This is a genomic window from Geminicoccus flavidas (genome assembly GCF_009806515.1).
Taxonomy (GTDB): Bacteria; Pseudomonadota; Alphaproteobacteria; order Geminicoccales; family Geminicoccaceae; genus Geminicoccus; species Geminicoccus flavidus.
The window spans coordinates 1-5,520 of the sequence record NZ_WUJP01000105.1 but is presented as its reverse complement, the minus strand read 5'-3'; the positions used below and the strand labels follow the sequence as shown (position 1 = coordinate 5,520).

Here is a 5,520-nt window from a genome sequence, read left to right as displayed (position 1 = left end):
CCGCAGGCTCACCGTCCGCTGCGAGCGGCGCCTCGACATCCTCACCGGCTTCCACCTGCTCGCCGCCAGTCTGACCTGCCTCAAGTTCGTCAAATGTTGGTTCTGTTAGGTACTCCTAGTGAGCAATTTGAAGTCAGGAGAAGGACGTGGGCTGCGGCACAAGAGATGCTGAGCGCAAATGAATGAATCACGTAGTGAGAACCGCTCCATCCGATGCAGGCAATTTCACCTCCGCGAGCCCCTGAGCTCGCGTGCAGCAGGGAACTGCCGTAGGATGAGTGCGATTAATCTAGCGACGATACTTGTAAAAGGGGAATGCTGAAGGTGCGCAGGAGGCCGTGAATCCTGATCGGCATCCAGTGGCTGCCACATATGCTGTGGACAGCATTTTGGTGTAGTCGAGCCAGTATACTGGCGCCGCTCGCTTCCTGCGTCTGACCTTCCCCTACCGCTCCACCCGCATCTCCACCTGTCCCTTCGCGCCGCACCGGATCGTCAGGTCCCGAGCAGCGTCGATGGGGTAGCGGTGGAGGTGGGAGCGAGTGGACACCGTTCCCTACCGAAGCGCGGGGTAGGGAACTGGATAGGGAGCGATTTCCAGGCGCCTCGAAAAAACTAGCGATTTCATGATCTCGCTGAGCCGCTTTGGTGGACGCCCAGGGATTCGAACCCTGAACCTAGCGATTAAAAGTCGCTTGCTCTACCGTTGAGCTAGGCGTCCGAGGCGGGCTGCCGTCGCGGTGGGACTTAGCGGATCGCTGCCCGCGCGGCAAATGCCTTGCATGCCCAGGCCTCAGTCGCGCGGCACCGGCGTCCCTGGGCTCTTCGCCGAGCGGTAGCAGGCCTCCACCAGCGCCATGGTGTGCCAGGCATCCTCCACCGAGGTGTGCAGGACCGTATCCTCCCCGGCGGCAAAGCGCTGCAGGTTGGCCATGGGGCCGATGAAGGCGTCGGGGAACCAGCCGGACGCCAGCGGCACCTGCTGCCAGGGGCCGCCTTTCGGCGCCAGCCAGAGCTCATCCGGCTCGCCCTCGGGATAGTCCAGCAGCACGCCGAGCTTGGCCATGGCCGCCCCACGGTCGCCCTCGAAGCGGAAGCTCGCGTCCTGGAAGCGGCGGCCGAAATCGTGGTGGTGGTTGATCGACAGGGTGACGCGGCGGTCATCGCCATAGTCCAGGATGGCGCTGGTCCGGGTCTGGGCCAGCCTGGTGTCGGGATGGCCCATCGTGCGCGCCAGGACCGCCTGCGGGTTGCCCAGGAGGGCCCGGATCAGGTCGAGATAGTGGATCGAGTGCGACAGGATCTCGACTCTAGGATTGGGCAGGAGATGCGGGAACAGGTGCCAGGGCGTCACCAGGTTCAGGTGGCACTCGACGTCGATCAGCCGGCCCAAGTAACCGCGCTCCTTGGCGTCGGCCAGGGCCTGCATCATCGCGGTGAAGCGGAGCTGGAAGTTGATCGCGGCGGTGAGGTTCCTCGCACGGCAGGCGGCGCGGATCCGGGTCGCGGCCTGGAGGTCCAGCCCCATCGGCTTCTGCAGGAGCAGGAATGCGCCTTGCGGCATCGCCTCGATCAGCTCGGGATGGGCCACGGGCGGGGCGGCCACGTCGAACACCACGCCCGGGGTGGCCAGCGCCTCGTCCAGCGAGCCGTAGACCTCGGCGATGCCCCATTCCGACGCCAGCGCCTCGGCGCGGGTGCGGTCCAGGTCGTAGAGCCCGGCCACGGTGAAGCCGGCCTTGCGGTAGGCCGGCAGGTGCGCCGCGGCGACGATCCCGCCGCAGCCGATGATCACGATCGGACGGGGGTTGGCCGGGCGCGGGTGTTCCTGGCGGAGGTCGAGCTTCATCGGAGGATGTCCAGGATCTGCTGCTGGGCCTGTGCCAGCAGGTCACGACTGGGCGTGGCAGTGGTGGTGGCCTTGCCCAGCATGGCGTCGACCGCCGCGGCGATGGCCGACAGGCGGGGGTGGCGCGGCAGCTCGCGGGCGCGGGCATGAAGCTCATCGAGCTTGTGGTAGTAAGGCACGATCCGGTTGACCTCGGGATCGGCCCAGGTCGAGCGGCGCACGCCGATGGCCCCCTCCAGCGTGGTCACCCGGTCCATGGCCGGACTCCCCAGATGGCGCAGGAAGCGCCAGGCCAGCTCCTTCTGCCGCGAGCCGGCCGCGATCGCGAGCACCCAGAACACGTTGAGCGACAGGCTGCGGCCACGGCCGGCACAGGGCAGGGGGGCGATGTCGACCAGGCCCTTCACCCGGCTTTCCGCCCAGGTCTCCCCCAGCGCGGCGAAGCCGAACCAGTTGGTCATCAGCGCCACCTTGCCGGCGCAGAACAGGAGGCCGGACTGGACACTGTCCAGCTTCGCGCAGTCCGGCGCGATCGCGTCCCGGTCGGCCGCCAGCGTCCGGATGAAGTCCAGCGCCGCCTCTGCCTCCGGCGTGACGAGGCTCGGCCGTGTGTCCCCGTCGAACGGCTCGCCGCCGCGGGTCCAGACATGGACGCAGAAATCGTAGAAGCCGTTATGCCCGTCCGGGAACAGGGCCAGCACCGTGCCATCGTGCCCGGCCGCCGGATCGTGCAGCCGCTTGGCTGCCGCGTGGAACTCCTCCCAGGTCGTCGGCACGGCCAGCCCCGCCGCATCGAGCAGGTCCTTGCGGTAGATCAGGCATTGCGGCCCGTCATGATAGGGCATCCCCCAGAAGCCGCCGGCAAAGCGCTGCAGCCCCAGCAGCGACGGGCTCCAGCCGTCCGGGAAGTCCGGCGGCGGTGCCTGCTCCAGGAAGGGCGAAAGGTCGGTGATCAGCCCGGCACCCTGCGCCTCGGCCAGCCAGTCGGTCGCCAGGAAGGTCAGGTCGAAACTGCCGTCCAGCAGCCGACCCTCCACGAACAAGGCCTGGTGCATCGGGTTCAGCTCGAGCGGCTCGATCTGCAGGCGGGCATCCGTGCCCGTGCTGCCGGCGAAGTCCTGGAACTGCCGCACGATCGCGCTCTCGAAGGCGTCGAACTTGCGGACCGCGATCCTGAGCGTTCTGGTCATGGCGGGCTCTCCCTGAGGCCGGCCTCGGCGGCGATCGCCCGGGCCGTTTCTTGCAGTGTCGGCAGCATGGCGTCGAGGTCCGGCCCGTCACCCTGGCGCAGCGTGGCGATGATCAGCGCCGCCTTGATCGAGGCGCCAGCACCGCCCACCGGCACGCCCAGGTCCAGGATGCCGGCAAAGCGCTCACCCTCGGCCCGCTCATGGCCGCGCTCGCGCAGTGCTGCCAGCCGGTCGAGAAAGCCGGTGCGCGCCGCTGCGTCCTGTTCCTGCCATTCCGGCAGCCGGCCCAGCAGGGCAGAGCACTCGCGTTCCTGCAGATGGGCCAGCATGATCCGCCCGGACGCGGTGCGGAGCGGCGAGTGGCGCGAACCGACCTCAACCGAGAGGCGCAACGGCCGGGGGCTCTCCTCCTGGGCCAGCACCAGCACCTGGTCCTGGTGCAGCACGCTCAGATGGCAGGTCTCGCGCACCGTCTCGGCCAGCCGGCGCATCCAGGGCCGGGCGGCCTCTAGCAGGCGCTCATAGGGCGAATGGGTACGAGAGAGCTCGAACAGCTTCAGCGTCAGCGCATAGGCGCCGGACGAGGGGTCGCGGCGCAGATAGCCCCGCAGCTCCAGGCAGGTCAGCAGGCGGAAGATTTCGCCCGGCTGGCGGCCCAGCGCCCGGGCGAGCTGCGCCTGGGTGGCCGGCACCGCCAAGTCCGCCAGGTATTCCAGCACGTCCAGCGCCTTCTCGACCGCCGGCACCGAATATTTCGCACGCCGCTCCTCGGCGGTCATCGTCCCCGCTTCGGCCGGGCGGGCCCTCATGCCGCTGCCTTGCGCTCAACCAGGTAGAGATGCTCGCAGGCCAGCACCGGCTCACCCCGCTGGTTGGTGACCTCCAGCGCCTCCACCACGATGCCGTGGCTCGTGCGCCGCGGATGGTCGCGCTTCTCGGTGATCCTGGCTTTGGCGGTGATGGTGTCGCCGATGAAGACCGGGCGGATGAAGCGCAGCCGGTCATAGCCATAGGACATGGCGCGCGGGTTGATCGTGCTGGCGGTCAGCCCCACCCCTAAGCTGAACACCAGCGTGCCGTGCGCGATGCGCTGGCCGAACTCCTGGGTGGCGCACCACTCCGCGTCCATGTGGTGCGGGAAGTGGTCGCCGGACTGCCCGGCATGGAGGACGATGTCGGACTCGGTGACGGTGCGGCCGAAGCTCCGGCGCGCAAAGCCGATCTCGTAGTCCTCGAAAAACTGCTCGACGATCATGGCGACCGGCTCCGTCCGGAGGAATGGGGGATCAGGCAGTGATCGCCCGGATGCACATGGGCGTGCCGGCGGCGATCGGCCGGCCGAGATCGGTCAGGCTCCCGTCCCCGGCATCGCGCCGGAACACGGTGATGACGTCGCTGTTCTGGTTCGCGACCAGCAGGTGGTTGCCGGATGGCGTCAGCGCGCAGTTGCGCGGGGTGCGGCCGCCGCAGGGCACGTGGCCTGCCGCGGTGAGCCCGCCATCCTCGCTGACCGCGATGATCGCCACGCTGTCATGGCCGCGGTTCAGCCCATAAAGGAAGCGCCCGTCCGGCGAGACCTGCAGGTCGGAGCTGTCGTTGTGCACGCCCGTGCCGGCTCGCAGGGTCGAGACGGTCGCGATCTCGGCGAGCTGGCCGTCCGGCCCCAGCGCCAGGCTGGAGACGGTCGAGCCCAGCTCGTTGATGACGAACACGAAGGGCCGGCTGGGATGCACCGCCAGATGACGCGGCCCGGCCCCGGGTTTGGTAGCATAGGCGCCGACCTTCTGGAGCGTGCCGTCCGCATCCAGCCAGTAGGTGACGACCTGGTCCAGGCCGAGATCGGCCACCAGGATGTTGCCATGCCCGGGCAGCTCGATCACGCAATGGGCGTGCGAGCGCTCCTGCCGCTCCGCGTTCGGCCCGCTGCCGGCATGGGCGACGCTGGTCGTGGCGGGGCCGAGCCTGCCGTCCGCCAGGATCGGCAGGACCACCACCGATTGGTCCGGCCCGCCTTCGCCCATCGCATAATTGGCGACCAGGAGCAGGCGGCCACCCGCCGCCAGGCTGTTGTAGGCGGTGATGCTGCCAAGGGACGGCTGCATGTTGAGGTAGTCCAGGCGCCGGCCGGCCAGGTCGTAGCGATAGGCCGAGACCGTGCCTTCCTTGCGGTTGAACACCTCGCTGCTCGCATAGAGCGTGGATCGCGCCGGATCGACCGTGAGGAAGGTCGGGTTGTCGATGTCGTCGGCAGTGCAGAGCAGCTCCGCGGCACCGGTGGCGTCGTCGAACCGGTAGAGCGAGAGGCCGGCCCCGTTGGCGCCCTGGAAGTAGGGTGCCGGGCGGTTCAGGGAGCCCACGAACAGGTAGGTCGCGCTGGCCATCTTGGTTCTTCTCCTCCCGACGCTTGCCGCCTCGCCGCGATCTTGCGTCAGTCGCTCATATATGAAAATGATTTTTGCAGAAGAACCACGATTGGCCCCT

Annotated in this window: 5 protein-coding genes and 1 tRNA gene; all 6 read right to left on the bottom strand. The window is 68.4% G+C overall.

All coding sequences use genetic code 11. From position 1 onward, the window contains the following. Positions 1-646 precede the first annotated feature (646 nt). Positions 647-721: transfer RNA gene (locus tag EQG76_RS02865), tRNA-Lys, on the bottom strand. Positions 722-793: 72 nt separating this feature from the next. After that, a complete protein-coding gene (locus EQG76_RS02860; RefSeq protein ID WP_159710448.1) occupies positions 794-1,849 on the bottom strand; it encodes a Gfo/Idh/MocA family protein in 1,056 nt (351 codons plus the stop codon). Next, positions 1,846-3,039, bottom strand: a complete 1,194-nt coding sequence (locus tag EQG76_RS02855) for an extracellular solute-binding protein (protein WP_159710446.1) — start codon at positions 3,037-3,039, stop codon at positions 1,846-1,848. Before EQG76_RS02855 ends, EQG76_RS02860 begins: the two co-directional genes overlap by 4 nt. Beyond that, on the bottom strand, positions 3,036-3,848 hold the full coding sequence (locus tag EQG76_RS02850) for an IclR family transcriptional regulator (RefSeq protein WP_159710444.1): 813 nt from the start codon (positions 3,846-3,848) through the stop codon (positions 3,036-3,038). Before EQG76_RS02850 ends, EQG76_RS02855 begins: the two co-directional genes overlap by 4 nt. Continuing rightward, a complete protein-coding gene (locus tag EQG76_RS02845) occupies positions 3,845-4,294 on the bottom strand; it encodes a MaoC family dehydratase (protein ID WP_159710442.1) in 450 nt (149 codons plus the stop codon). Before EQG76_RS02845 ends, EQG76_RS02850 begins: the two co-directional genes overlap by 4 nt. Positions 4,295-4,325: 31 nt before the next feature. Further along, a complete protein-coding gene (locus EQG76_RS02840; RefSeq protein WP_159710440.1) occupies positions 4,326-5,420 on the bottom strand; it encodes a lactonase family protein in 1,095 nt (364 codons plus the stop codon). Between the last annotated feature and the right edge of the window lie 100 nt (positions 5,421-5,520).